Raw genomic sequence first — 25,550 nt, 5'->3', positions numbered from 1 at the left:
AAGGAGTGAAGTATAATATGGAGCTAATCACTAAGCATCATGGCATTCGCGAATATAAAACTGAAGATGTTATAATGTTTAAAAAGGGTCTTCCAGGATTTAAAGAGTTAAAAAAATTTATAATTTTCCCATTAGAGAAAAATGAAGTTTTTAGTATATTACACTCAATTGAAAATACTGAGATGGGTCTAGTTATGGTATCTCCTTTTAATGTTATAAAGGATTATGAATTTAAAATACCTGATACCTGTATAAAAGAACTTGTAATAGCTAAGGAAGAAGAGGTATTAGTGTTAACAACAGTAACTTTAAATTCAAATATAAAGAATATGACTACTAATTTAAAAGCTCCTATTATTGTTAATATAAAAGAAAAACTCGGTGAGCAACTGATATTAGATAATGATAAGTACAAAATAAAGGAACCTCTATTTAAAGAAAATAACAATTAATTATTGTTGTTTTCTACAAAAAGCAGCAAGGTGGGAGGTCTAAATGTTAGTAATAGGTAGAAAAAAAAGTGAATCTTTATTGATAGGCGAAGACATTGAAATAACAATAGTTAAAATTGAAAACGGTTCTGTTAAAATTGCTATAGATGCGCCGAGAGAGATTGGTATATTAAGGAAAGAACTATATAGAGAAGTTACCGATGAAAATCAAAGGGCTATGGTTTTTGATGCATCGATTTTAGAAAAATTAAATAATAAATCGGGAGGAAATATGGATATCGGGGGTAATATTAAAAATGACTTCATAGATTTAAATAGTTTTCACAAAAATCCAGAAAGTGTTAAGGTCTCAAAAGCTGTTGAAAGCAATAATCAACTAAGTGATAAAGAAAATAGTGAAAAAGAAGTTAAAAATGCGGTTATTAAGATAAATAAATTTTTAGACGGTGAAGGTACCCATCTTCAATATGAAAAACATGATGTTCTTAATCAAATGATTATAAAGCTTGTTGATAATAACACTAATACAGTGATAAGGGAAATACCTTCTAGAAAAATATTAGATATGGTAGCAAAAATGTGTGAGATGGCGGGTATTTTAGTAGACAAAAAGGCATAACTTAAATGTAGAAAATAATTACCCACTCGAATAAAGTTGGGAGGAACATTATGGAGTTTAAATTAAACAAAATAGATGTTGAAATAAGACAAAGAGTTAAAGATACAACGAAATCAGGTATAGTGCATAGAAAAGGTGAGATATCAGTAAATAAGGATAGAAACCCTAAAAATAATTCTGAGACATATGAAGAATTTAAGGGCAAGATTTCAAAATATAAGAAAAAGCATAAAATAACTGTAGGGGCATACAAAAATGCACAATATGACGTACAGGTTTTTAAAGAAACTTTAGAAAAAGAGCAAAAGATTATTGGGAATTTTATAGATACCAAAAAATAGGGGTGAAGGAATATGGCAACAAACGCTTATGGTAATGCATTTAATACTTATAAAAGCAATAGCGTAAATTTCGCATCAAAGGATCAATTACTTTTGATGTTAGTAGATGGGGCTGCAAAATTCTCGAAAATAGGAAGACAAGCAATAATAGACAAAGATATTAATAAAGCTCATGAAAACATTGTAAAAACTCAAAATATATTTTATGAGTTAATGTCAACCTTGGACGTGGCAAAAGGTGGAGAATGGGCAGAAAGTTTAATGAAGGTTTATGATTTTATAACACGCAGACTTTTGGATGCCAATATTAAAAAAAGTGAAGCAACCATGAATGAAATTATTCCTCTTATTGAGGATGTTCGTGATACGTGGAATGAAGCTTATAAAAAATCTAAAGCAGGCAAGTAGAATTGTTAATTGGACTTCCAATGAAAATTAAAAGGGGTGATAGTATATGTCAAGTATTTATCCAAGTACTAGTTCAACTACCAGTACTACATCAAGTTCTAATTTATTAAGGATATCAGGTATGGCATCTGGTATTGACACAGATGCAGTGGTTAAATCTATGGTATCAAATTATCAAACAAAGATAGATAAGGCTAACCAGGCAAAGCAAACATTGGCGTGGCAGCAGGATGCATATAAAGGAATTATTACAGGTATAAAAGGATTGCAAGATTATTTTGATCCGCTTTCAAGTAAATATATGATGTCTGGAAGCTCTATGAATATTAATACTGCTGCAAGTGATGGGGCATCTGTTGTTACAGCAACCTCAGGGTCAGCGGCTACGGCTGGAACATATAAGGTGAATGTAAGTAAGTTAGCAGAACAAGCTAAAATAGTGGGCAAGTCACAAAACTCAATGATAGCTGTATCAGCTTCAAACTGGACTGCTAATAATTTAACATTTAGTGTAACGACGGCTAGTGTAACTACATTAGGAGTTACAACACCAGGAGTTACAACATCAGTTGCCTTGGCTATGCCAGATTTAAGTTCAGGTACACCACAAGATATAGTAACTGCGATAAATAGTAAAATTGCAGGATCAAGTTTAAATGGCAAAATCACTGCATCATATGTTAAAGAGGTGAATAAAGAAGGTACTAATGAATATATTAAGTTTACAAAAGCTTCTTCAAATACAGATACAATTAAATTGGTTGATACTGACAATGCTATAACGGATGTAAAAGACTGCACTATTAATAGTGGAATATCATCGACTTCTAAATTATCTGATTTGGGAATTACAACGGATACTAGCTTCTCGCTATCATATGATACAGCTACGAATACAAAACCTGTAACTATATCTGCAACTAGTACATCGACAATTAAGGATTTAATGGATAAAGTTAATAGTGCAACTGGTGGAGCAGTTACAATGAGCATAGATGACACAACTGGAAAAATATTATTTCAATCAAAAGAATACGGCTCTGCCTCAGGTTTTAAAATAACAGAGACAAAAGCTACAACGGATTTACCTAATAGTATAATAACAAAACTTGGCTTATCTGGATCAGTTTTAACAACTGCAGATGGTGTAACTACAAATACAATAACAAAATTAGGAACAGATGCTCTAGTATCTATTACTGCTCCAGGACAATCAGCCGTAACAACAACTCAAAGCTCTAATAAATTCACAGTAAATGGTGTTACCTATAATCTAGTAGGAGCAAATTCAGGTACTGACACTTCAAATGTAACTGTAACATCAAATTCAGATACAGTTGTAACTAATATTAAAAGTTTTATTGAAGATTATAATACCATAATATCAACAATTAATAAAAAATTAACAGAAACAAAAGATAAAAACTATTCTCCATTAACTGATGCACAAAAAACAAGTATGAGTGAAACTCAAATTACAACATGGGAAACTAAAGCAAAGGTAGGAATACTTAAGAAAGACGATTATTTAAGTAGTTTATTAACTCAACTTAGGGGAACTCTTTATTCACCTGTATATAGTAGTTATGATAGTACGGATGCCAGTACTGGAAAGGCTGCTTTAAACTTTGGTGCTTATGGTACTGATGCTGTAGGTATACAAACCTCAACAGATACCACAGATGGTGGTAAGCTTGTAATTTCAGATGAAGCAAAATTAAAGGATGCTATTGAAAATAACATGGAAGATTTTAAAAAATTATTTATTGGGAGTTCAAGTAGTACTTTAACTTCTACCGACGCATATATAGGTTCAAAGAAGTATAAGGAAGATGGTATATTTACTAGAATGGATAGCATAATAAGAGATTATGTTGCATCACCAGGACTTGGAAAAGATGGTACTTATACTTTATCAGGATCTATGAATATATTTGTAAATAAACAATATGATTACAGTACTTCAGGTACTGCTGGTAAAAATACACTACCTGATCAAGTATATAATAAGACTTTAAGTGTTAGTAAATTTCAAGCTCAACTTGATGCTGCTTCAACAAGGTATTATGCTAAATTTACAGCATTAGAAAAGGCAATGAATGCTTTAAATTCGCAACAAAGTGCACTTAGCTCTATGCTCGGAACAAGTTCATCATAAATGTAATTAGTAGTTTACAATAAAAAAACGCAAACTGCTAATTGTAAATTATTATTTAATATAAAGCAGGTGATAAATTGGACTTAGAAGAAAATCTTATAAAATATAAAAATATCACTTTGACTATTGTTGAAATGGTTAAAGTAGAGGAATTTGAGAAACTAGATGAGATTTTTCAAAAGAGGCAACTAATTATAGATGATATGAATAAAATTAATTATTCTAAAGAAGAACTGAAAAAGTTATATTTACAGTATGGAATAGAAAATTTAGAGAAGGATTTAGCATCTAGAATGAAAGTTAAGAAAGGGGATTTATTAGATAAAATGAAAAAAAACAAAAAAAGACAGACAGGAATGATGGGTTATAACAAAATCCCATCTAAAGCTGTTTTTTTAAGTAAGAAAATTTAAGATAGAGTAAAAATATATTAAAATATATTTTTAAAAAAGTATAAAGTTATTAATAATAGCAACGAAGTATATATTAGAATTAGAAATACAGATAAAAGTAACAAAATGATAGCAAGAAGAAACAGAGAACATTCTTTTAAAATATATTTTAAAAAAGGTGTAAAGTTAGTATTAATAGTAACGAAGTATATATTAGAAGCAACAAAAGCAAATAGGAAATTAAATAATGGAGGTTAGAAGGTTGCCTAACTGTTGAAAATCAACTTGATGTTTACAATGCTCTGAAAGCCTTGATATCGCAAGATGATGAAATTCAACATAGGAGCAACAAAATGACAAACTAAAAGGTAAAAATTCAACAAATTAGTTAGTATAGCTCGCTACGAGCTTAACTATAAATAACCAATAGAGGACAAGGATGTCCTACTAAAAATTCAAGGAGGAATTTATTATGATAATCAATCACAACATGGGTGCAATGAACGCTACAAGAAATATGGGGATAAACGCTTCAACAGCTTCAAAATCAATGGAAAAACTTTCATCAGGTCTTAGAATTAACAAGGCTGGAGACGATGCAGCAGGTCTTGCAATCTCTGAAAAAATGAGAGGACAAATCAGAGGATTAGATCAAGCTTCAGCTAATGCTCAAGATGGTATTTCAATGATAGGAACTGGAGAAGGCGCATTAAACGAAACTACTTCAATCTTACAAAGAATGAGAGAACTTGCAGTTCAAGGTTCTAATGATACTAATACAACAGAAGATAGAACACAAATACAAAAAGAAATGAATCAGTTGACATCAGAAACAAGTAGAATTGGTAATACTACTCAGTTCAATACTCAGAATTTACTTGATGGTTCAGCAGGAACAGTAACAGCAGCCGCAGCAGTAGCTGCACCACCAGCAGTAGCTGGGGTTACCACAGCAGCAGCTATAGGTATTACTGATGTTGTTATTGATGGAAAGACTTTCGCTTATAGTGCAGCATCACCTGATGATGGAACAGATGGCAAGTTTAAAACTAAAGCCGGTTTATTAGCTTCAATTGCTGCAGATGTTACAATAGGAGCAAAATACACTGCAACAGCTCCTGCTGGAGCTTTAATATTAACACAAAAGGCAGGTCATGAATCAGCCACTGCACCAACTATTACAGGTGCGGGTGCAGTTACTACTGGTACAGTTGGAGCAGTAGCAGGATTTGCTACAACTACAGCAGCATCTTCAGCATTTACATTCCAAATTGGTGCAAATAAAGGCCAACAATTTACTGCAAGTTTTAGCGATATGCGTTCTTCTGCTTTAGGATTAGCAGGAGCAGCAGGTACTAATGCAACTGGCGCTAATGGTGATGTTACCTTAGCTACTTTTGTATCTACTGGAACAGCTAATGATTTATCAGATGTTTCAACAACTGGTGAACATGCTCTTGATTTATCTACATCAGCAAAGTCTACTGCAGCAATTAAGGTTCTTGATGAAGCTACAGCTACAGTATCAGGAGAAAGAGCAAAACTTGGTGCTTTCTCAAATAGATTAGACCACACAATTGCTAACTTAGGAACTTCAAGCGAGAACTTAACATCAGCTGAATCAAGAATTAGAGACGTGGATATGGCTAAAGAAATGTCTACATTCTCAAAGAATAATATTCTTAATCAGGCTGCTCAAGCAATGCTTGTTCAAGCTAATCAACAACCACAACAAGTTCTTGCATTATTAAGATAATTGAAAAACTAATTGAAAGCTGAGATATCTGTTAACTTTATCTAATATGCGATAAGCTCAAGGAGATAAACTGTAAATAACCAATAGAGGACAAGGATGTCCTACTAAAATTTCAAGGAGGAATTTATTATGATAATTAATCACAACTTAGGTGCAATGAACGCTACTAGAAATATGGGTATAAACGCAGCAACAGCTTCAAAATCAATGGAAAAACTTTCTTCAGGTCTTAGAATTAACAAGGCAGGAGATGATGCAGCAGGTCTTGCAATCTCCGAGAAAATGAGAGGACAAATCAGAGGATTAGACCAAGCTTCAGCTAATGCTCAAGATGGTATATCCATGATTGGAACTGGTGAAGGTGCATTAAACGAAACTACATCAATTTTACAAAGAATGAGAGAACTTGCAGTTCAAGGTTCTAATGATACTAATACAACTGAAGATAGAACACAAATACAAAAAGAAATGAATCAATTGACTTCAGAAACAAGCAGAATTGGAAATACAACTCAGTTTAATACTCAGAATTTGCTTGATGGTACTGCAGGAGTTGTAACAGGACCTACAACAGGTTCCGCTGGTACATTCACAGTCTCAGCAGTAACTACTGCTGATGTTGTGATTGATGGAAAGACTTTAACTTATGGTGTTGGCGGTGATGGAACAAATGGTAAATTTGCAGATGCGACTACATTAGCAACTTTAATTGGTAACACTGCTGAATTAGCTTCAAAATACACTGCATCAGGTGCTGTTGCAGTATTAACACTAACACAGAAAGCAGGACATTTCTCAGCTACTCTTCCAACTGCTACAGGTGCAGGTGCAGTTGCTGCGACTACTGCTGGAGTGGACAAAACAGCTGCATCATCAGCATTTACATTCCAAATTGGTGCAAATAAAGGCCAACAATTTACTGCTAGCTTTACCGATATGCGTTCTTCTGCTTTAGGATTAGCAGGAGCCGCAGGCACAGATACAGCAGTCTATGGAGCTAAATATGTAGCTACTGGAGCAGCTAATGATCTATCAGATGTCTCAACAATTGGTGAGCATGCGCTAGATTTATCTACTTCAGCAAGTTCTTCAGCCGCTATTAAGGTTCTTGATAATGCTACAGCAACAGTATCAGGAGAAAGAGCAAAACTTGGTGCTTTCTCAAACAGATTAGACCACACAATTGCTAACTTAGGAACATCAAGTGAAAACTTAACATCAGCTGAATCAAGAATTAGAGACGTGGATATGGCTAAAGAAATGTCTACATTCTCAAAGAATAATATTCTTAATCAGGCTGCTCAAGCAATGCTTGTTCAAGCTAATCAACAACCACAACAAGTTCTTGCATTATTAAGATAATTGAAGAATTTATAATAGTAATGAAAAGGAGTCAGGGTGAAAACTCTGGCTCCTTTTAATAATTTAATTTCAGAGAAGGGGTCGTATTATGAATACAAATGAGGTTTTTAAAGAAAATCAGAAAACTCAAGAAATTATTGAGAAAATATTGCAAGAAAAATTTTCCAAAGCAAATGCATCGATTAATATAATAGACGCTTCATTGGATAATTATATTGAAGAAGAATGTTTGGAAAATGCTAAAGACCAAAAGGAAATGCAAAACTTGTTAAATAAGTTATGCTATGAATTTAGTGGTTTATTTAATAAAGCAAAATTCATAAATGAGAGCATTATATTAAAGAATAATTCAGTTCAATATCAATTTAATGATTTAAATTTAAAAATGATTAATCCTCCTAGTGTGCTAAATATAGACGCTAATATAAATTATATAAGCATAATAACTCAAAAGTTTTATAATGTAATACAGATTAAATATGAAAACAAAAATAATTTATTTAAAACACAGTTGGAATTTATGCATCTTTCACCTAATAGAATATTAAACAATAGTTTATTATCAGAAAATGATAACATTTTGCTTCATATATTGATATCATTTTTAAATTAGAATACATTAAATATCTATATACTAATTTATCTAATATTTTATTATGCATTAATTGTAATTATATAAACTAGCAAGCTATATGTAGCAATAGCAATAATAGCAAGGCGTCCCGATGGTCCGCCTTGCTACCCCAGTGGTATAAATATTGGTAAAAGTAATATTGATAAAAGTAATATTAAATAGTTATGGTGAATAAATGGCTCTTTTTTATACTAAAAAATATGGAGGTAATCATATGGACGTTGCGCCATTATCAATTGCAGTGGGTCAGCCAAATATTCAAAAAGGTGATGATATAGTAGCTAAGGAAACATTGACTAATGTAGAAAAAGAAAATGATAAGCAAATGACAGAAACAGTACATAATTCTGCAATAGACCCTAATGTCGGACAGAATTTAGATGTAGTTGCAAGTGTGCAAAAGGATAAGAATGATGCAGCAAATAAACAGCTACAACGAGAACTCAAGTGGGCAAAGGACAAACAGCAGATGCTTAACGTTAAAGAAGTAAAGCTGCTACAAATGAGAGAGATAGCAGAACAAGGTAAGCAACTTACTAGCCTTGACCAAAAGGAACTAAATAGATTAAATGATAGGTTAGGCAAGTTATCAGCACAAGTTAGCGCAATAGATTGTGAAAGTAGTAGAACTAAAGATGGGAGAAAATTAGAATGAGCATCGGTGGCTATATAATTAGCTGCTGGTGCTTATTTTCTTGTCATAAGGAAGTTACTATTTTATAGGACAAAGCGGGCGTGGAAAAGTGCACTGGGAGTCCTATTAAATATATTGAAGTGTAGTAAAAGATGAAAGTTCAATGGAAAGACTAAGTAGAAGTATAAAATCAAAATAAATAATTTGAATAAAGATAATTAAGTAGTTATTTAGCTATAAGTAATTATCTTTTGGGGAAACCCTAATAAAATATATAGATATATGGTACAATTAAAGGGAATTTTTAATTAATATGGTAAAATTAAAATTTAATTACTAGCTATATTTTCTGGGGGGATTACATATGATTATAAATACAAATTCAGCAGCAATAAATGCTAATAGGCTCATGAATATAAATAACACAAAAGGTCGAAATTCAATGGAACAACTATCTTCAGGTAAACGAATTAATAAAGCATCTGATGATTCAGCAGGACTCTCTATTTCAGAAAAAATGAAGGGACAAATTAGGGGCCTAGAACAGGCGACTTTAAATACTGAACAGGGTATTGATCTTATTAAGACATCTGATGGGGCAATGGGTGAAATCCATTCAACATTACAAAGAATGAGAGAATTAAGTGTACAAGCATCAAGTGAAACAATTACAAGTGAAGATAGAAGAACAATACATATGGAAATAATTCAGTTATCTAAACAAGTCGATTCAGTTTCTAAAACTACAGAGTTTAATACTATAAAAACTATAGATGGATCTTTAAGAAATATACCTCCGACTACGGCTCTAGAGGCAGGTAAGTCAGTAACAGCACCTATTTCAATACATGATGATACTTCAGCAAATGTCATGAGTAGTAGTGCTATACATTTTGATAGTGGAATTGAAATTCATAGTGGAAAGCAGGCTGTTACAGGCATGTTATTAAATTCACCTATTAATATTAGTGATCCAGAAAATAATAAACTAATTCTTACATATGTGGATGAAAATAATACTCCATATACTAAATCGATGAACCTACCTAACACTAGTATACCTTCTGGTACGATTGACGAGTTAGCGGTTTCAATTCAAAATGTAATAAATAGTGATATTGATTTAAATGGTAAGATAAACGTTGCATATAATACAAGCACTAATAATATTATATTTACAAGTGCGAGTCCTCAGCCAAATTCAAATGTTAAAATAAATATAAATAGTTCTCCAGCAGCAAATGAGATGACAGGTACAACTTCTATTATGATAGGGACATTAAATAATCCAATAACAATTAGTAGCAGTTCTACGTTGAAATTAGAATATACAGACTCAGTTGGAAATAAAAATTTGCAGACTTTACACTTAGATGCGTACAATTCAGCTATTGATAATCCTCAAGATTTGGTTGATATGATACAAAGCAAAATAGTTGCGCCACTTGATACAAAAGTGTCTGTCAGTATTGATAGTAATGGTATGCTTAAATTAGAAAGTACAGATAAGGGATATTTGGCTAGAGTTAATATTATTCAAGATGATACTAATCCTTCAGATGTATATACAACTATATTTGCCAGTAATAGCGTACAAAATGGGTCAATTAATGCAAATGTACAATTGGGAATTACAAGGAATGATCAGTTGCAATTTACTTTTAACGATAAGACAGTTGCTTCTTCCACAAAATTTAATAAAGATAATGGGTTCACTGTATCAGATCCTCAATGGACCCAAAAAACTTTTCAGATAAATATTGCAAATCAAATTTATACTACGGCAAGTAATTTCTGTAATCAAATTAATATTGCAATATCTGGGGCAGGATATGCTGATAAGGTAAAATCTAATTATGATCCGAGTTATTATCCTTTAACTGAAAATAGACAAATAGGATTTACGACTATTAATCAGGGTGGTGACGCAAGTTTACAATTACAGGATGTTAATGGTGCTAAAGGAAGCAATATGTTTAGCATATTAAGTTTAAATTCCAGTATAGCATCGGGACAAGATAAGACAGATACTTTTGCAATTGAAGTTAATGCTAAATATACTGAGAGAGAAGTAGATGATTCGGAGTTAAGTGTAGGTGATAGACAAAAACTCTTAGATAATAAAACAGTATATACATCTAATGGGTACATTATTCAAGATCCATTAAACCCTTATGATTTTATTCAATACACTAAAGTTCAAGGCACAGGTGAGACAAAACAAATAACTTTACAAACAGATAATTATACTAAAGAGGAATTTGTAAAGATACTTCAAGCTGCAATAAATACTAGTACTGACCAATTAGGTAATGATGTTATAGTAACGGTTGATAGTAAAACAGGGTCTTTAAATATTGTTACGCCACAGCAGGACGGATCAAATAGTTCTGTTAGATTTGTAGTTCCAGCTAATGCTAGTAATCCAGGTAATCAATCACCAATTAACACAAGTATGGATGAATTGCTTAATAATTTTTTGACAATTACAGGATTTGATTATAATAGACACGTGGGTAAAGATGGTACAGGAAAAATGGATATTCAAGTAGGTGCTAATAGTAATCAAAATGTTATAATTAAAATTGGAAGTGTAAGAGCTGGGGCTTTAGGAATTAAATACCTAGATGTTACTACTTCACAAAAAGCCTCTGATGCTATTACTATTATTGATGAAGCAATTAATAAAGTATCTAGTGAAAGAACTAGTATTGGTGCATTTCAGAACTCCTTTGAACATGTAGTTAGTAATTTACAAAATACTTCTACTAACTTGACGGATGCTGAATCAAGAATTGAAGATGTAGACATGGCAGAAGCAATGTCCACATTCTCAAAGAATAATATTCTTACGCAAGCTGCTCAAGCTATGCTGGTTCAAGCTAACCAACAGCCACAACAAGTTCTTGCATTATTAAAATAAGCTAATAATAAGAGTAATAGTCTTAAACTAAAAGAATAAAATAGATTAAATTAAATGACAGGCTAGATACTTTAGTAGCATAGGTTAGTGAAATAGATAGTAACAGTAAAAGAATTAAGGATGGGAAAATTAGAATGAGCATCAGTGGCTAGTTATTTAGCTGTTGGTGCATGTTTTGTTTTAGCTAAAGAATAATTATAAAAATTTTATAAAGTTATTAAATTTTTAAACGATGTATTAAGTAAAAGAAAAGAAAAGCTAAAGATTTTTTAATTTTATTACTGATTATGCAAAATAGTATAGACAAATTATTTAAAAAAGAGGTTAGATTATATGGGTATCGATAATCAAGTTTCAATTAAAGTAGAATCAATAGAAAAAATTATTAAAGAGTTAAACGAAATAAGCATTCTTTCTGCAGAGCCACATTTAAAAATTAAAATTGAAGAATTACAGAAATTTGTTTCTAACCTTCTTAATTTAGATAGTAAATCTTCTATTGAAGATATAATATTTGAAAAAATGGTAGAAGTTAAAAATTCTAGTCCAGATCTTCATTTGAAGTTATATATGTTATACAGAAATCTTGTTAGTGGTAGGATAGCAAAAGAAGAAGCTATTATTTCTTATGAAAGGTCATTAAGTTTGTTTCCACCAGATGTTATGGTATATTGATCTTATATAAATTATAGTAAAATTGTAAGCTAATAAAATCCCTAAAGTAAAATGTATTTTCTACGATATATTATATATAGAGCAATTGAAAAACTTTAATGGAGTTGATTTTATGAAAATAAATAAAAATATAGCATCTTTAAATATATATAGAGAATATAGTAAAAATCTTATCAAACAGAATTCATCTTTAGGAAGAATATCGTCTGGTATAAAAATAAATAGTGCAAAAGAAGATCCAAATGGTATTGCTAAAAGTGAGCGATTTAGAATGCAGATAAGAGGACTTCAAATGGCGGCCAATAATACTCAAGATGGTGTTAGTATGCTTCAAACTGCAGAAGGTGGGCTTGAAGGGATTACTAGTAGTTTACAAAGAGTTAGAGAATTATTAGTACAAGCGGGAGGAACTACAACTGATTCAGACAAAGCGAATATTCAAAGTGAAATTAACCAAATGGTGGATGGAGCAAATGACATGGCGAATAATACTGAGTTTAATGGAGTTAAGCTTTTATCAGAGGGTAATAACGAGGGTACTTCTACTTTGGAAATGGTTACAGGTGTCAATGTAGGGGAAAAAATTAAAATACCTAAATATGATTTAACGAAAGATGGACTAGGTCTTACAAACATCAATGTGTCTAATACGGATGAATCATTAAAATCTATAGACAATGCGCTTAAGGTTATTGTTGATGCAAGAAGTAAATTTGGAGCCTTAGAGAATAGATTTCAAAGTAGCTATGATTCTATAACTGAGATATCTGATAAGACACAAGAAGCTGAAAGTGGTATAAGGGATACAGATATGGCTACTGAGATAATGGAATATTCTAAGTACAATATTCTTGTAGAAGCTGGGAATGCAATGATGGTTCAATCAAATCAATTACCACAAAATGCATTAAAGATACTAGAAAATATTAGAGGAAGATAATTTGATGAAGAAATTATTATCAAAATTACTAGGCATACTAGTATTGTTATCAATGCTTTTACCATCATCAAGTACAACTTTTGGAGCAGAATTATCAAATTCAACTAGTGATACAAATATAAATATAACAAATAATGCAGGAGAACCTGATATTTTAAATGTGACTGACCTTATAAAAGGGGATATAGTAAATGTGTATTCATCAGCTACAGGTGGAATATCAATAGGGACAGCTACAGCGAATAAGGATGGAGATGCAACGGTAAGCATAACACAATTGGGGACAGCTGCAGGAAATGATTATGTGTCTGTTAAGAGTACAGGACTACTCGAGAGCAATAAAATCAGAAAAGCATATGATGCAGAAGCAAAATCGACACCACTCGATCCAACAGCAATAGTTGTAACAAATAATGCAGCTGGAACATCAGACACGGTAGTAGTTCAATACGTTGCCATAGGGGACATAATAAACGTATATTCATCAGCAATAGGTGGAGATTTAATAGGAACTGCAAATGCAACAGTAGCAGGAGATTTAACAGCAAGTATTACACAACTTGGAGCAGCAGCTGGAAATGTGTATATTTCGATTATAAGGAAAGCATTGCTTGAAAGTGCTAGAACAATAGCGGTAGGATATGTTGCTGAAGCAAAATCGTCACCACTAGATCCAACAGCGATAGTAGTAACAAATAATGCAATTGGAACATTAGACACAGTAGTGGTTCAAAACTTAGCTATAGGGGATATAATAAACGTATATTCATCAGCGATAGGTGGAGAATTAATAGGAACAGCAACTGAAAAAGTAGAAGGAGATTTAACAGTAAGCATACCACAAATTGAAGCTATGAGTGGAAATGTATATGTATCAGTTACAAGTAAGACATTGCTTGAAAGTGATAGAACATCAGGAGTAAGATATGATGCGGAAGCAAAATCGGCACCACTCGATCCAACTAAAATAATAATAATAAATAATGCAGTTGGAACAAATGACACAGTAGTAGTTAAAAAGGTAGATATTGGAGATATAGTAAACGTATATTCATCAGCGATAGGTGGAGGTGTAATAGGAACGGCAACTGCAACAGTTGCTGGAGATTTAACAGTAAGCATAACACAAATTGGAGTAGTGAGTGGAAGTGTATATGTATCAGTAATAAGAAAAACATTTCTAGAGAGCTATAGAACAATACCAATACCATATGCTGCAGAAGCAAAATCAATTCCACTTGATCTAAGCAGTATAATAATATCTAATAATGCTTCTAGAACAGCAGACACAGTAGTTATTCAAAGTTTAGAGATAGGGGATATAGTAAAAGTATATTCATCAGCACTAGGTGGAGCCGTAATAGGAACTGCAACTGCAACAGCGTCAGGATTAACAGTAAGCATAACTCAAATTGGAGCAGCGGGCGGAACTGTATATGTATCAGTAATAAGAAAAACATTTCTTGAAAGTAATAGAACATCAGTTACATATGCTGCAGAGGCTAAATCAACTCCAATAAATCTAAGCAACATAACAGTAACAAATAATGCAGTTGGAACAGCAGACACAGTAGTGGTTAGAAACTTAGTCATAGGAGATGTAGTAAAAGTATATTCATCAGCAACAGCTGGACTTGTAATAGGTACAGCTACTGTAACATTGGTCGGAGATTTAACAGTAAGCATAACACAACTTGGAGCAATTAGTGGGAGTATATATGTATCAGTAACAAGTGAAAAATTGCTAGAAAGTAATAAAACAAAAGAGATAACATACGCCTCGGAAGCGAAGTCAACACCACTAGACCCAATCAATATAATAGTAATAAATAATTCGAACGGAATATCAAACAGGGTACTAATCCAAAATTTAGCTGTAGGGGATATAGTAAAAATATACTCAATATCAAAAGGTGGACCTGCAATAGGAAAAGGAACTGTAATAACAACAAAAACTGATACAGTTAGAGTGGATTTATTTGTAAACATAACACAAATTGGAGAAGCTACTGGAAGTATATATGTATCTGTTACAAAGAAAAAATTGCTAGAGAGTGATAGGATATTGGCAACAAGATATTTTTAGCACCCCAGGGGTGTAAATTTTACCATTGATTTAAAACTTGAAGTAGAAGCGTTAGCTTCCGCTGTTGCAGCTACGCAGGAGATAATTTAATGATTAGTTCTTCGCGTAAAAAACTTAGCAGGATTGAATTGGTATATTCTGTGAACTATAGGTTTATAGAGGTACTCAAAAAATATGACAGAATATTAATTGACACTAATTCATTCATATATTTTATGGAGGATAATGATGCTTATGCAGATATTTTGCAAATTGTATTAGAACATATATATAGCAATGTAGTGTAGAATAATGAATTGATATTGGTGAATGAAATATTATTTTAATCTTAGTTTATATATGATATAATGATAGTAAAAGATCTAGGCGGTGAATTTATGGATAAGGAAATATTAGATATTCTAAAAGAAATGCAAAGTGATATGAAGTCAATGCAAGGTGATATCAAATCAATTAAAACAACCCAAGAAGAACACACTCAAATACTTAGAGCTTTAGAACATAAAACTGACGTTATATCAGCAGAACAAGAAAATTTAAAGCATGAAGTTTTCGAAATTAAAGGTGAAGTTAAGAGCATGAGAAAAGATTTGAGTAGTGTTGAAATTATAACAGCAAATAATTGGTCAGATATTGCAAAACTAAAGGCTATAGGATAATATTAATCATTCGCAAGCACCGCAGGGGTGTAAAATTTGGGAATTTAAAATATAAAAATATAATGAGCATCAGTGGCTATTGAATTAGCTTCTGATGCTCATTTTTAACTTAGCACCCCTGGGGTGTAAATTTTTGTGAATTTGGCAATAATTAATAATACTCAAATAAGTGGAGGTTATTATTATGCCAACTATAAAAAGAAAATGGTATCCGGGTGCAAGTTATCATGTTACTGCAAGAGGCAATCATAGAAATGATATTTTTAAAGATAAAGAGGACTTTTTGCATTATTTAACATTGATGAAAGAAACGTTGGGCTACTATGTATATGATAAATATGAGGTAATAAGTTATTGTTTAATGGATAATCATGTGCATATATTAATTAGAACTGAAGAAAAGCCTTTAGGACAATTTATAGGAAGAATACATAGTAAATATGCGAAGTATTATAATAAAAAGTATAACTATATTGGACATTTATTTCAAGATAGATATTACTCTGAACTTATAGAAACAGATGCTCAAATGCTTGAAACAAGTAGATATGTACATTTAAATCCAGTGAGAGCTAAAATGGTTAAAAAACCTGAGGCTTATGAATGGAGTAGTTATTTTGTCTATGTGAGTGGGGGTAAAGAAGAACTTGTTTGTAGCAATAGGATATTATCTTACTTTAAAGACAAGAACAGAGAATTATATAAAAGGTATGTGGAGTTTGGAACTTAGCACCCCAGGGGTGTAACAAAAACATAGGAAAAAATTACGGTCCACTAAGGGCTGTAATTTTTTTGCGTTTACCCCAGGGGTGAAAAAAATGGTTTAAAAAATTTATTTTATAATTTTGCAACTTAAACTCGAAAAATGCGTATTTCATATTGAGTGTTAAATTATTTCATAAATGAAGTTAGTTTTTCAATAAGTAAAGTTCAAACATGATATTAATATTACTATTATCTAATATTATAATTAGTTATAACAATTATTTGACATACAAATTACAACAATAATGTATGATATAATAATAATATGAAATTAAAAGATAATTTAACAAAACATTACAAACGTTAACCATAAACCTATAAATAAGTATTTTAGCAGTAAAATGAAGTATCTTAGAATTAAAATTGATCGAGTAAAACAAATTAATAAAAAAATATTCACTAAAATAAGCAAGTAGTATATAATAATAATTGTGTAGTGGAATATATTATCTTTATAAACAAAATTCGCTAATTTATGCAAAATATTAGGTTAGAAGTAGAAATTATATACTTTATATATAAGTTTAAACTAAGGGGGATGATGATTTTGAATATAATTGGAAGTGCTACAAGTGGAGATACATATAGTTTATTAAAAAAAAGTATGGAGGCCTCCGCACTTAGAAGTAAAGTAAGTGCTAATAATATTGCAAATATTAATACAAAAAATTATAAAGGTCTCTATGTTACATTTGAGGAAACCTTAAAGGATAACATGGCTGCAGATACAATGAAAACAGATAATAGTAAAGATATTGGAGCGAGTAATAGTAATGGACAAATTACAGTAAATAGAGATGAGAGTACTAGCGCAAGGCAGGATGGTAATAACGTAGATATAGATCTTGAGATGACAAATCAAGCAGCAAATACGTTAATGTACTCTGCCCTTGTTAGTCAAGTTAATAGTAAAATTTCACTTGCTAGTTATGTTATAGGAGGAGGCAAATAGTATTATGAATGATGCTTTTATGGGAATGAGAATAAGTTCTAGTGGCCTTGTTGCAGAAAGATTAAGGATGGATACAATATCATCGAATGTTGCGAATGCAACTACTACTAGAGGTGAAAATGGGAAACCATACATAAGAAAAATAGCTGCATTTCAAGAAAATTTACAACAAGAATTAGATAAAAGTACGGGTACATATAAAACTAGTTTTAAAGGGGTTAGTGCTGTTGGTATAGAAGATGATCCGTCTGCTTTAAGGCGTGTTTATGATCCATCACACCCAGATGCTGATAAAGATGGATACGTTACGATGCCTAATGTAAATATTTTAAATGAAATGGCAGATATGATTGCATCTACAAGAGCATATGAGGCAAATGTAAGTTCTATGACTGCCCAGAAAAGTATGTTTTCTAAAGCGTTAGAAATAGGTAAATAGGAGGGTGTTTTATGACTATTAATGTTAATGCAAATGCAGCAAGTACTGCAGTTCTTAATGATGCCAAAACAAGTGCTGCAAATACTGATAATTCTAGTACGAGTGGTATTAGTTTTTTGGATACATTAAAAGAAAAATTAGATGTAGTTAACGATAAACAAATAGAATCCGATGATATCACTCAAAGCTTTATAAAGGGTGATGAAACAGACATACAAAAGGTAATGCTTTCTACAGCAGAGGCTAAATTGTCTTTAGAAACAGCTGTACAAATTAGAAATAAACTTGTAGATGCCTATGATGCATTTAATAGGATGCAGATATAGGGAGGGAGCTAGAATATGAGTAAGCTGCTTGAAATGAGAAATAAGTTCTCGCAAAGTTGGGGTAATTTAAGCAAAAATAAAAAAATAGCTTATAGCATACTTGTGGGAGTAATCCTAATAGCCCTTACCTCGTTTATAGTAGCAACAACTCAAACTAAATATGCTGTGTTATATTCAAATTTGTCAACAGAAGATTCAGGGACAATTATTACACAGTTAAAAACTGATAAAGTTGACTATAAGGTAAGTGGTACTAGTATATTAGTGCCTAAAGATCAGATTGATAGTCTTAGAATGACGCTTGCGTCAGAGGTTACACTTACAGACGGAAGTAAAGGATTTGAGCTTTTTGATACTAGTAAAATGGCACCTACGGATACAGAAACTAAAATCATGTATCAAAGGGCACTATCGGGTGAAATTGAAAGAGCTATAAAGTCTTTCCCGGAAGTAGAAGGGGCTAAGGTTAATTTGGTTATGCCAGAAAGCACTGCTTTTGTTAAAGAAACTGACCCCGCTACAGCATCAGTTGTATTAAAACTTAAATCAGGGACTAAACTCACTGACGAGCAGGTAAAGGCAATAGTTTCATTAACAACTGGAGCGGTGCAGAATCTTCCAAAGGAGAATGTAAGTATAGTTTCCGATGATTTTAAACTTCTAACTGAAGGCTTGTATGATAAGGAAAAGGATACAATAACCGATTCTACAGATGAACAACAAGAGCTTCAAGCTCAAGTTGAGAAAAGTTTAGAAGCAAAAATAATGAAGGTACTTGAGCCTGTATATAAAGATAGTGTTAAAGTTTCTGTAAATGCAGACCTTGATTTTGATGCACTTACAAGGAAATCCACTACATACGGTACAAAGGGAGCAGTTGTAAGTTCCCATGATATTGAGACATGGAACGGTGGGACAAGCACTGGATTATCAACTAGTCCTGTGGATAATGCAACGCAAAATACATCACCTACAACTACTAAAGATGGAAATATTGTTAGTAAAGAAAGTACAAAGAACTATGATATTACAAAAACAGACGATAATGTAGTGAAGGCACCTGGAGCAGTTAAAAAAATTACTACTTCGGTAGTACTTGATGGCAATTTAGATGTAGCTACTAAAACATCTGTAAACAATTTGGTTGCACAAGCTATTGGTTATTCTGGAGCTAGAGGAGACACTATAAGTATAGAAGGGTTGTACTTTAATACGGCTGCTAAAAAGGCGGCTCAGCAAGCACTTCTTGATATAGCAAATGCAGATAAAGCAGCTGCGAATAAAGTGTTATATACTCGCATAGCAATAGGTGCTTTAGCTATTCTGATATTTATTATAGCAATAGTTGTAATTCGTAGGTCAAGGAAAAAGGAAGAAACAACTTCAGAAGGAATTGACATGATAATTGGAGATAATATTCCTCCAAAGCAGGAAGAATTTGCACCTATTGAATTTGAATCTAATGATAAAAAATCTAATATGGAGAATCAAGTTAAAAAATATGCTGCAGAGAAACCAGAACAAGTTGCAGATATAATTAAATCTTGGCTTACAGAAGATGAGAGGTGATAAGTAGTGGCTAAAGGTGAAAAACTTTCAGGAATTCAAAAAGCAGCTATATTATTTATAACTTTAGGGCCAGACGCATCATCGGGTATAATAAAAAAATTGCCGGAAAAAGATATACAAAAAATAACTTATGAGATTGCAAATATTACTTCAGTTAAACCAGAACTTAGGAAGTCAATTTTAGATGAATTCATGGAAATGAATAAAGCTAAAGATTTTCTCTTAGAAGGTGGAATTGAATATGCAAGAAATTTGTTATCAAAGGCACTGGGTTCGCAAAGAGCAAAGGAAATTTTAGACAAAGTTATGGAAGAAACACAACAATATAGACCATTTGCAATAGCTAGAAAAGCAGATGCACATCAACTTTTAAATGTTATATCTAATGAACATCCACAAACAATAGCACTTATTATGTGTTATATGCAGGCGGATAAGGCTGCTCAAATAATGGCAGAGTTACCACTAGATTTGCAAAGTGAAGTATCTTATAGAATTGCTACTATGAGCAGTATTTCACCTATGGTTATAAAAGAAATTGAAAAAGTCCTAAATGGTAAATTATCTTCTGTAATTAGAACAGATAGTGCTGTAATTGGTGGAATAGAATCATTAGTTGAAATTCTAAACCAAGTTGATAGAACTACAGAAAAAAATATCACAGAAGGTCTTGAAAGAGAAGATGCAGAACTTGCAGAAAAGATTAAAGAATCTATGTTTGTATTTGAGGATATTATTACATTGGATGATGTTTCAATACAAAGAACACTAAGAGAAATAGATACTAAGGATTTATCTCTTGCATTAAAAGGATGTTCAGAAGAAGTTGCAAACAGTATATTTAAGAATCAATCTAAGAGAGCAGCAGCATCTTTAAAAGAAGATATGGAATTCCTTGGACCAGTAAGACTTATGGATGTAGAGAAAGCACAACAAAAAATTGTTGGTATTTTGAGGCGTCTAGATGAAGCTGGCGAAATTGTTCTTTCAAGAGGCGGTGAAGACTCGATTGTCATTTAATGTGATAAAAAATTCAAATGTTTTAAAACAGGGAGAGGAAGAAATAAGCACCGTTTTAAGTTCAAACCCTCTGCCTCAAGTTATAGATGAACATCAAGTTATAAAAGAAGTAAATATGGAAAGTTATGAAACACTCGCAAGCAACATATTGGAAAATGCAAGACATGAAAGCGAGAAAATAATTTCAAAATCTGTTATTGATGCTGCGCAGGCGAAAGGTGTAGCCGTTAAAGAAGGTCTTGAGCAAGGGAATAAAGAAGGGTATGAAAATGGGTATAATGAAGCAATTAGTGGTGCAACGCAGGATGCTGATGTAATACGCGCACAAGCAGATGATATATTAAAACTTTCAAAAGCTAAGTATGATGAATATTTGGTAGAGCAAGAAAAACATATAAAAGATCTAATTGTTAGTATAGCGCAGAATATATTAAAAAAAGAAGTAAAAGAGCCAGATGCAATAAATGAAATGATCTTTAATACTCTAAAAGCTGAAAGAAATATAAAATTATATATTATAAAAACTAATAGCACCCATTTTACTACTGTAAAGGATCAAATTGAAAATTGGAAAGGTAAACTAGCATTTCAAGGTGATATATTTGTAATAAAGGATAATTTCTTAGAGGATGGAACTGCGGTTATAGAAAAAGAAACAGGTAAAAGTATTGTAAGTATATCTTATGGTATAGAAAAGATAGTTGAAATGTTTAAGGAAGAGCAATTACAAGTATAAAGAGGGTGGGGAGTTTTATGATATCTCTAAATTTTGAGTATTTAATGAAAAAAATTCCTGATATTAACTATACTTACTCCGAGGGTGTGGTAAAAAATGTTATAGGACTTACCATTGAAGTGCAGGGAATAACAGCATTTGTAGGTGAAGTATGTAACATTTATAATATATCAAATGAAGAGATACCATGCGAAGTTGTTGGTTTTCGTGATAAAGATGTAATACTAATGCCTCTTGGAGAACTTGTAGGTATATCACCTGGGTGTAGAGTAGTACCAACAGGAAGTCCACTTAGTGTTAAATGTTCTGATGAATTGTTTGGAAAGGTTCTTGATGGGCTAGGAAATCCATTAAATGGTGATGAAATTACTAAATACACAGCGTATTCTTTAAATGCGTCTCCTCCAGACCCTTTAAAGAGACGTAGAATAAAAGAAATCTTGCCTACTGGGGTTAGAGCAATTGATGGTTTTTTAACTTGTGGAGAAGGTCAAAGAGTTGGTATATTTGCAGGAAGTGGAGTAGGTAAAAGTACGACTCTTGGAATGCTTGCAAGAGGAGCAAAAGCAGATGTAAATGTTATTGCACTTATTGGTGAAAGAGGACGTGAAGTTCGTGATTTCCTAGAAAAAGATTTAGGTGAGGAGGGAATGAAAAAATCAATTATAGTATGTGCAACCTCTGATAAAGCAGCTCTGGTAAGACTAAAAGGTGCATTTACGGCGACGGCTATTGCAGAATACTTTAGAGATCAAGGTAAAAAAGTAATTCTAATGATGGACTCGGTAACAAGGTTTGCTATGGCGCAAAGGGAAATTGGACTAGCTATTGGTGAACCTCCAGCAAGTAAAGGTTATACTCCATCAGTTTTTGCAATGTTACCTAAACTAATGGAACGCAGTGGAATGTCAGATAAAGGTTCTATTACAGCTTTTTATACAGTACTAGTAGATGGTGATGATTTTAATGAGCCAATAGCAGATGCAGTGCGTGGAATACTTGATGGACATATAGTTTTATCAAGAGCACTTGCTGGTAAAAATCATTATCCTGCAATTGATGTCCTAAATAGTGTTAGTAGGTTGATGTCTGAAATCACAACAAAAGAGCATAAAAAGGCCGCATCAAATGCAAGAGACTTAATGGCAACTTATAAAGATTCTGAGGATCTAATAAATATCGGTGCTTATGTAAAAGGCAGTAATGAAAAAATTGATAATGCAATTAAATACAATGATAATATAGAGGCTTTTTTAAAGCAGGATACAAATGAGAATACTGACATTAATGTCAGTTTAAGTGTTCTCCAAAATATGTTTGAATAAATGTTTCAGGTTAGTCCCTTGGGGGAAGTCATTAGGAGAGGGGTTTTTATATTGAGCGAGGCGTACAAGTTCAGACTTCAAAAGCTTCTCGATATTAGACAAGATTTTGAAGATAAAAGTAAACTTGAATTTAAAGAAGCACAAAGAGAAAAAAATATTGTTGAAAATGAGCTAAATAATTTAAAGGAAAATTATTCAACACATAGAAATATAGATGTATATGAATCAATTATACAGCAGAAAATTCAGCAAAATTATTTAAATGTATTAAATTATGCAATAGATAAAAATACTATAGCCTTTGAGGATAAAGGCAAGATATTAGAGGAAAAAAGAGAAAAATTGAAGTTATGCCAAGTTGAAAAAAAGACTGTTGAGATTTTGAAAGAAAAGCAGAAGATTTCATTTTTAAAAGAACAAAACTTAATAGAGCAAAAAAGTAATGATGAATTTGCACTTTTCGCTTTTATTAGAAATAATAGAAAGATTCTTGGGAATAAATAGACAAAAATATAAGTGGTTATTTATTCCCATATAAGGTAGTAAGGGAGGTGAGAAAAGTGAATGTAAATAATAATGTAATAACTTATACTACGCCTACTAAAATTGATACTCCAAAACAACCAGTAAAAAAAGAAGAATTTAAAAAAGCATTGGAAGATCAAACACTGAAATCCAAGAGTTCACAAAATGATGATGTTAATAAAGCAAACAACAAAGAAGAAAATTTGGATGAGACTACCAATAAAAATCCAGATAAAGTCGATAAGGAAAAGCAGAAGGATGCTGCTTCCAAAACTACATTAGAAGAAGATACAAAAAAGAGTTTGGTAAGCGTAGACACTAGCGACAAGGACATTGAAGAAATAAATAATGCTATAAAAAAAATTACTGAATTATTAAATCAAAATATTAAGAATTCGTCAGAAGAATCGCTAAATACTGATATAACTACAGATGAAATGGCACAAATCCAGAAATTATTAGAATCTTTAACTACAATGCTTCAAACAACTGATAAAACATCGGAAACTAAGACTTTGATTACTCAACTTAATTCTATTGACTTAGAAGGATTAATGGGCAAAGGGAAACTAACATCTGAGGCAAAGAGCACTTTAAAAAATAATCTAAATAAAATGATGCCATTGTTAGAACAATCTTTAGGAAAATCGTCAGGAGAAGACGATAGCAAGATAATTAATGTTATAAAAAAAATCCGGAATGTATTAAAACAGGACATTAAGAATACCTCAAGTGACTCAACAAGTGCCGATAAATCTACTGACCAAATGGCACAAATCCAACAATTAGTACAATCTTTAGCTACCATGATTCAAAGTATAAACAAAACTACAACCAAAACTACAACCACTAAAACTTCAGGAACTGAGCTTAATTCTATTAATTTAGAAGAATTAATAGGAGTAGAAAAATTGACACCTGAAACAAAAAGTACTTTGAAAAACAGTCTTAGTGAGATAGTATCATTGCTAGAAAATTCAAAGGGAAATAGCAAAGCGACACCAGAAATACTTAGTATGATTCAAAAGCTAACTACGCAAGTTAAGGAAATAAAATCTGATTTAAATTTATTAAAGGTACCTACTTCTGAAACTAACAGCGATAATAGTGAGGAAAAATCAATAAAAGATAATTTAATAAAAATGGTTAAGTCGCAAAACACAAAGTCAACCTCTGAAAGTATTTCTAAAAATCAAAATCAGAGTTCAAGTGATAATAAAAAAGACAAAAAATCTTCTGGCAATAGCTCTTCTGAGGAAAAATTCCTTAATAAGTTGCTAAGTGCAGATAAAGACGATGTTAAAATATCAAAAGTAGTTAATTTTATGAATCAATTTCAAACTGTAAAAACTTTAGATACAACCAAAGTATTAAGTGCAAATTTAGTAGTGAATAAAAATAATCTTGAAGCAGATGTAATTAAATCTGTAAAATTCATGGAAGTTAATAATATAAAGGATTTAACAGTGAAAATGAATCCTAGGGAGCTTGGAGAAATTACAATAAAACTTACTATGGAAAGTGGAATTATGAAGGCGAGTATATTGGCTCAAAATAAGGAAACTTATAATTTGTTAAATAATAATTTTCAGGATATTCAAGATAGATTAAAAAATATGGACATTAAAATTCAAAGCTTAGATATAAATGTATATGAGGATTCAACATATTTCAACAAGAACTCTAGTGGAAACAATAACAATAATAATGGAAAACAAGATAAGAACACAAAAACTAATGTAGATATAGATGATGATGTTGCGATAAGCAGTAACTATGCTATAGAAGATAATCAAGTAAATAAGTTTGTTTAGCTATGCCTAGATAAAAATCAATATTTAAGGGGTGATATAA

At 31.9% G+C, this 25,550-nt stretch carries 27 protein-coding genes and 1 pseudogene; all 28 read left to right on the top strand.

Annotated features, from left to right (window positions below; all coding sequences use genetic code 11):
- Positions 1–17: 17 nt before the first annotated feature.
- The 28 genes and pseudogenes from fliW (at position 18) to KPL37_RS20240 (ending at position 25,510) form a co-directional block, all read left to right on the top strand.
- Complete coding sequence (fliW, locus tag KPL37_RS04725) at positions 18–452, top strand: flagellar assembly protein FliW (RefSeq protein ID WP_216146264.1); 435 nt, start codon at positions 18–20, stop codon at positions 450–452.
- Positions 453–495: 43 nt separating this feature from the next.
- Positions 496–711, top strand: a pseudogene (csrA, locus tag KPL37_RS19665) (carbon storage regulator CsrA); the annotation flags it as partial.
- 12 nt (positions 712–723) lie between these two features.
- On the top strand, positions 724–1,071 hold the full coding sequence (locus KPL37_RS19660; RefSeq protein ID WP_246578129.1) for a flagellar protein FlaG: 348 nt from the start codon (positions 724–726) through the stop codon (positions 1,069–1,071).
- Positions 1,072–1,121: 50 nt separating this feature from the next.
- Positions 1,122–1,412, top strand: a complete 291-nt coding sequence (locus KPL37_RS04715; RefSeq protein WP_216146262.1) for a hypothetical protein — start codon at positions 1,122–1,124, stop codon at positions 1,410–1,412.
- Positions 1,413–1,424: 12 nt separating this feature from the next.
- Positions 1,425–1,820 (top strand): flagellar export chaperone FliS, encoded by a 396-nt coding sequence (fliS, locus tag KPL37_RS04710; protein WP_216146261.1) that lies wholly within the window; start codon positions 1,425–1,427, stop codon positions 1,818–1,820.
- Positions 1,821–1,866: 46 nt separating this feature from the next.
- A complete protein-coding gene (gene fliD, locus KPL37_RS04705; protein ID WP_216146260.1) occupies positions 1,867–3,978 on the top strand; it encodes a flagellar filament capping protein FliD in 2,112 nt (703 codons plus the stop codon).
- Positions 3,979–4,055: 77 nt separating this feature from the next.
- Complete coding sequence (locus KPL37_RS04700) at positions 4,056–4,391, top strand: hypothetical protein (protein WP_216146259.1); 336 nt, start codon at positions 4,056–4,058, stop codon at positions 4,389–4,391.
- 105 nt (positions 4,392–4,496) lie between these two features.
- Positions 4,497–4,628 (top strand): hypothetical protein, encoded by a 132-nt coding sequence (locus tag KPL37_RS20045; RefSeq protein WP_281418622.1) that lies wholly within the window; start codon positions 4,497–4,499, stop codon positions 4,626–4,628.
- 214 nt (positions 4,629–4,842) lie between these two features.
- On the top strand, positions 4,843–6,126 hold the full coding sequence (locus tag KPL37_RS04695; RefSeq protein WP_216146258.1) for a flagellin N-terminal helical domain-containing protein: 1,284 nt from the start codon (positions 4,843–4,845) through the stop codon (positions 6,124–6,126).
- 129 nt (positions 6,127–6,255) lie between these two features.
- Positions 6,256–7,488, top strand: coding sequence for a flagellin N-terminal helical domain-containing protein (locus tag KPL37_RS04690; RefSeq protein WP_216146257.1), 1,233 nt, complete (start codon positions 6,256–6,258; stop codon positions 7,486–7,488).
- An 88-nt stretch (positions 7,489–7,576) separates the two neighbouring features.
- Positions 7,577–8,101 carry a hypothetical protein gene (locus tag KPL37_RS04685; RefSeq protein WP_216146256.1) on the top strand — a complete coding sequence of 175 codons (525 nt, stop codon included), beginning with the start codon at positions 7,577–7,579 and terminating at the stop codon, positions 8,099–8,101.
- 235 nt (positions 8,102–8,336) lie between these two features.
- The gene (locus KPL37_RS04680) at positions 8,337–8,777 is read left to right on the top strand and encodes a hypothetical protein (RefSeq protein WP_216146255.1); all 441 of its coding nucleotides are present in this window, start codon (positions 8,337–8,339) and stop codon (positions 8,775–8,777) included.
- Between the two features lie 343 nt (positions 8,778–9,120).
- Positions 9,121–11,679 (top strand): flagellin N-terminal helical domain-containing protein, encoded by a 2,559-nt coding sequence (locus KPL37_RS04675; protein ID WP_216146254.1) that lies wholly within the window; start codon positions 9,121–9,123, stop codon positions 11,677–11,679.
- 333 nt (positions 11,680–12,012) lie between these two features.
- The gene (locus KPL37_RS04670; RefSeq protein WP_216146253.1) at positions 12,013–12,354 is read left to right on the top strand and encodes a hypothetical protein; all 342 of its coding nucleotides are present in this window, start codon (positions 12,013–12,015) and stop codon (positions 12,352–12,354) included.
- Positions 12,355–12,466: 112 nt separating this feature from the next.
- Positions 12,467–13,294, top strand: a complete 828-nt coding sequence (locus KPL37_RS04665) for a flagellin N-terminal helical domain-containing protein (protein ID WP_216146252.1) — start codon at positions 12,467–12,469, stop codon at positions 13,292–13,294.
- 4 nt (positions 13,295–13,298) lie between these two features.
- Positions 13,299–15,380 carry a hypothetical protein gene (locus KPL37_RS04660; protein WP_216146251.1) on the top strand — a complete coding sequence of 694 codons (2,082 nt, stop codon included), beginning with the start codon at positions 13,299–13,301 and terminating at the stop codon, positions 15,378–15,380.
- Between the two features lie 89 nt (positions 15,381–15,469).
- Entirely contained in the window at positions 15,470–15,667 is a 198-nt protein-coding gene (locus KPL37_RS04655) for a hypothetical protein (protein WP_216146250.1), read from the top strand.
- A gap of 90 nt (positions 15,668–15,757) precedes the next feature.
- Positions 15,758–16,039, top strand: coding sequence for a hypothetical protein (locus tag KPL37_RS04650; protein ID WP_216146249.1), 282 nt, complete (start codon positions 15,758–15,760; stop codon positions 16,037–16,039).
- 184 nt (positions 16,040–16,223) lie between these two features.
- Entirely contained in the window at positions 16,224–16,769 is a 546-nt protein-coding gene (locus KPL37_RS04645; protein ID WP_216146248.1) for a transposase, read from the top strand.
- Positions 16,770–17,351: 582 nt separating this feature from the next.
- Positions 17,352–17,756 carry a flagellar basal body rod protein FlgB gene (gene flgB / locus KPL37_RS04640; RefSeq protein WP_281418621.1) on the top strand — a complete coding sequence of 135 codons (405 nt, stop codon included), beginning with the start codon at positions 17,352–17,354 and terminating at the stop codon, positions 17,754–17,756.
- Between the two features lie 4 nt (positions 17,757–17,760).
- Complete coding sequence (gene flgC, locus KPL37_RS04635) at positions 17,761–18,195, top strand: flagellar basal body rod protein FlgC (protein WP_216146247.1); 435 nt, start codon at positions 17,761–17,763, stop codon at positions 18,193–18,195.
- An 11-nt stretch (positions 18,196–18,206) separates the two neighbouring features.
- Positions 18,207–18,521, top strand: coding sequence for a flagellar hook-basal body complex protein FliE (gene fliE, locus KPL37_RS04630; protein WP_216146246.1), 315 nt, complete (start codon positions 18,207–18,209; stop codon positions 18,519–18,521).
- A gap of 15 nt (positions 18,522–18,536) precedes the next feature.
- Complete coding sequence (fliF, locus tag KPL37_RS04625; RefSeq protein ID WP_216146245.1) at positions 18,537–20,090, top strand: flagellar basal-body MS-ring/collar protein FliF; 1,554 nt, start codon at positions 18,537–18,539, stop codon at positions 20,088–20,090.
- A gap of 6 nt (positions 20,091–20,096) precedes the next feature.
- Positions 20,097–21,110 (top strand): flagellar motor switch protein FliG, encoded by a 1,014-nt coding sequence (gene fliG, locus KPL37_RS04620; protein WP_216146244.1) that lies wholly within the window; start codon positions 20,097–20,099, stop codon positions 21,108–21,110.
- Between the two features lies 1 nt (position 21,111).
- Entirely contained in the window at positions 21,112–21,846 is a 735-nt protein-coding gene (locus KPL37_RS04615; RefSeq protein WP_216146243.1) for a FliH/SctL family protein, read from the top strand.
- A gap of 17 nt (positions 21,847–21,863) precedes the next feature.
- A complete protein-coding gene (gene fliI, locus KPL37_RS04610; RefSeq protein WP_216146242.1) occupies positions 21,864–23,171 on the top strand; it encodes a flagellar protein export ATPase FliI in 1,308 nt (435 codons plus the stop codon).
- A 51-nt stretch (positions 23,172–23,222) separates the two neighbouring features.
- Positions 23,223–23,675: a flagellar export protein FliJ gene (gene fliJ, locus KPL37_RS04605; RefSeq protein WP_246578118.1), complete on the top strand. Its 453-nt coding sequence runs from the start codon at positions 23,223–23,225 to the stop codon at positions 23,673–23,675.
- Positions 23,676–23,731: 56 nt separating this feature from the next.
- Entirely contained in the window at positions 23,732–25,510 is a 1,779-nt protein-coding gene (locus tag KPL37_RS20240) for a flagellar hook-length control protein FliK (RefSeq protein ID WP_216146240.1), read from the top strand.
- Positions 25,511–25,550 lie beyond the last annotated feature (40 nt).

It is taken from the genome of Clostridium frigoris, assembly GCF_018861865.1.
Classification (GTDB): domain Bacteria; phylum Bacillota; class Clostridia; order Clostridiales; family Clostridiaceae; genus Clostridium_AD; species Clostridium_AD frigoris.
Note: the sequence above shows the minus strand (reverse complement) of the source record. Positions and strands in the feature narration are given on the sequence as shown.

What these genes read in the sequence shown, in the direction of transcription:
- fliW (WP_216146264.1), top strand. Translation starts at nt 18, where the DNA reads ATGGAGCTAATCACTAAGCATCATGGCATTCGCGAATATAAAACTGAA.
- KPL37_RS19660 (WP_246578129.1), top strand. Translation starts at nt 724, where the DNA reads ATGGATATCGGGGGTAATATTAAAAATGACTTCATAGATTTAAATAGT.
- KPL37_RS04715 (WP_216146262.1), top strand. Translation starts at nt 1,122, where the DNA reads ATGGAGTTTAAATTAAACAAAATAGATGTTGAAATAAGACAAAGAGTT.
- fliS (WP_216146261.1), top strand. Translation starts at nt 1,425, where the DNA reads ATGGCAACAAACGCTTATGGTAATGCATTTAATACTTATAAAAGCAAT.
- fliD (WP_216146260.1), top strand. Translation starts at nt 1,867, where the DNA reads ATGTCAAGTATTTATCCAAGTACTAGTTCAACTACCAGTACTACATCA.
- KPL37_RS20045 (WP_281418622.1), top strand. Translation starts at nt 4,497, where the DNA reads ATGATAGCAAGAAGAAACAGAGAACATTCTTTTAAAATATATTTTAAA.
- KPL37_RS04695 (WP_216146258.1), top strand. Translation starts at nt 4,843, where the DNA reads ATGATAATCAATCACAACATGGGTGCAATGAACGCTACAAGAAATATG.
- KPL37_RS04690 (WP_216146257.1), top strand. Translation starts at nt 6,256, where the DNA reads ATGATAATTAATCACAACTTAGGTGCAATGAACGCTACTAGAAATATG.
- KPL37_RS04685 (WP_216146256.1), top strand. Translation starts at nt 7,577, where the DNA reads ATGAATACAAATGAGGTTTTTAAAGAAAATCAGAAAACTCAAGAAATT.
- KPL37_RS04680 (WP_216146255.1), top strand. Translation starts at nt 8,337, where the DNA reads ATGGACGTTGCGCCATTATCAATTGCAGTGGGTCAGCCAAATATTCAA.
- KPL37_RS04675 (WP_216146254.1), top strand. Translation starts at nt 9,121, where the DNA reads ATGATTATAAATACAAATTCAGCAGCAATAAATGCTAATAGGCTCATG.
- KPL37_RS04670 (WP_216146253.1), top strand. Translation starts at nt 12,013, where the DNA reads ATGGGTATCGATAATCAAGTTTCAATTAAAGTAGAATCAATAGAAAAA.
- KPL37_RS04665 (WP_216146252.1), top strand. Translation starts at nt 12,467, where the DNA reads ATGAAAATAAATAAAAATATAGCATCTTTAAATATATATAGAGAATAT.
- KPL37_RS04660 (WP_216146251.1), top strand. Translation starts at nt 13,299, where the DNA reads ATGAAGAAATTATTATCAAAATTACTAGGCATACTAGTATTGTTATCA.
- KPL37_RS04655 (WP_216146250.1), top strand. Translation starts at nt 15,470, where the DNA reads ATGATTAGTTCTTCGCGTAAAAAACTTAGCAGGATTGAATTGGTATAT.
- KPL37_RS04650 (WP_216146249.1), top strand. Translation starts at nt 15,758, where the DNA reads ATGGATAAGGAAATATTAGATATTCTAAAAGAAATGCAAAGTGATATG.
- KPL37_RS04645 (WP_216146248.1), top strand. Translation starts at nt 16,224, where the DNA reads ATGCCAACTATAAAAAGAAAATGGTATCCGGGTGCAAGTTATCATGTT.
- flgC (WP_216146247.1), top strand. Translation starts at nt 17,761, where the DNA reads ATGAATGATGCTTTTATGGGAATGAGAATAAGTTCTAGTGGCCTTGTT.
- fliE (WP_216146246.1), top strand. Translation starts at nt 18,207, where the DNA reads ATGACTATTAATGTTAATGCAAATGCAGCAAGTACTGCAGTTCTTAAT.
- fliF (WP_216146245.1), top strand. Translation starts at nt 18,537, where the DNA reads ATGAGTAAGCTGCTTGAAATGAGAAATAAGTTCTCGCAAAGTTGGGGT.
- fliI (WP_216146242.1), top strand. Translation starts at nt 21,864, where the DNA reads ATGATATCTCTAAATTTTGAGTATTTAATGAAAAAAATTCCTGATATT.